The sequence below is a fragment of the Geofilum rhodophaeum genome, from assembly GCF_002210225.1.
In the GTDB taxonomy this organism is placed as follows: domain Bacteria; phylum Bacteroidota; class Bacteroidia; order Bacteroidales; family Marinilabiliaceae; genus Geofilum; species Geofilum rhodophaeum.
On sequence record NZ_MWUJ01000045.1, the window covers coordinates 1 to 1,386 of the forward strand.

General features: G+C 48.0%; 1 rRNA gene (only partly in view). It reads right to left on the reverse strand.

What is annotated here, in order from left to right:
* A 23S ribosomal RNA gene (locus B4W65_RS16815) occupies positions 1–1,386 on the reverse strand; its annotated part runs 7 nt beyond the window's last position; the annotation flags it as partial.

Sequence of the window (1,386 nt, forward strand, 5' to 3'; positions counted from 1 at the left end):
GGTTCGCGTTAGGTCCCGACTAACCCTGATCCGATTAGCGTTGATCAGGAAACCTTGGTCTTTCGGCGTGAGAGTTTCTCACTCTCATTATCGTTACTTATGCCTACATTTGCTTTTCCAAACGCTCCACAATACCTCACGATACTGCTTCGGCGCAGGTTTGGAATGCTCCCCTACCACTGTTAATAAATTAACAATCCATAGCTTCGGTAGTATGCTTATGCCCGATTATTATCCATGCACGGTCGCTCGACTAGTGAGCTGTTACGCACTCTTTAAATGAATGGCTGCTTCCAAGCCAACATCCTAGCTGTCTGTGCAACCATACCGCGTTTGTTCAACTTAGCATACATTTGGGGACCTTAGCTGATGGTCTGGGTTCTTTCCCTCTCGGACATGGACCTTAGCACCCATGCCCTCACTCCTATTAATCATTTTACAGCATTCGGAGTTTGTCAGGAGTTGATAGGCGGTGAAGCCCTCGCGTCCTATCAGTAGCTCTACCTCTGTAAAACTTTAATAAGGCTGCACCTAAATGCATTTCGGGGAGTACGAGCTATTTCCCAGTTTGATTGGCCTTTCACCCCTACCCACAGTTCATCCAAAAACTTTTCAACGTTTACTGGTTCGGTCCTCCATTTCGTGTTACCGAAACTTCAACCTGACCATGGGTAGATCACAAGGTTTCGCGTCTATCCCTACCAACTATCGCGCCCTATTAAGACTCGCTTTCGCTTCGGCTCCGTGGCTATAAACCACTTAACCTCGCTGGTAAGGAATAACTCGTAGGCTCATTATGCAAAAGGCACGCCGTCACTCCATAAAGAAGCTCCGACCGATTGTAGGCGCACGGTTTCAGGTACTTTTTCACTCCCCTGTTCGGGGTGCTTTTCACCTTTCCCTCACGGTACTGGTTCACTATTGGTCTCTCAGGAGTATTTAGCCTTACCGGATGGTCCCGGCAGATTCACACAGGATTTCTCGTGTCCCGCGCTACTCAGGATACTGCCTTTATTATCATACTTGCGTGTACGGGATTGTCACCCTCTGTGATGCAACTTTCCAGATGCTTCCACTTCGTATTAATAATAAGTGATGGCAGTCCTACAACCCCAAAATTGCCTAAACAACTTTGGTTTGGGCTCGTCCCCGTTCGCTCGCCACTACTTAGGGAATCACTCTTGTTTTCTCTTCCTCCGCTTACTTAGATGTTTCAGTTCGGCGGGTTTGCCTCCATTGCTGGATACTTGGTCTTCAACCAAGTGGGTTGCCCCATTCAGATATTTGCGGATCATTGGTTATTTGCACCTCCCCACAACTTTTCGCAGCTTATCACGTCTTTCTTCGCCTCTGAGAGCCTAGGCATCCTCCATGCGCCCTTGCTTA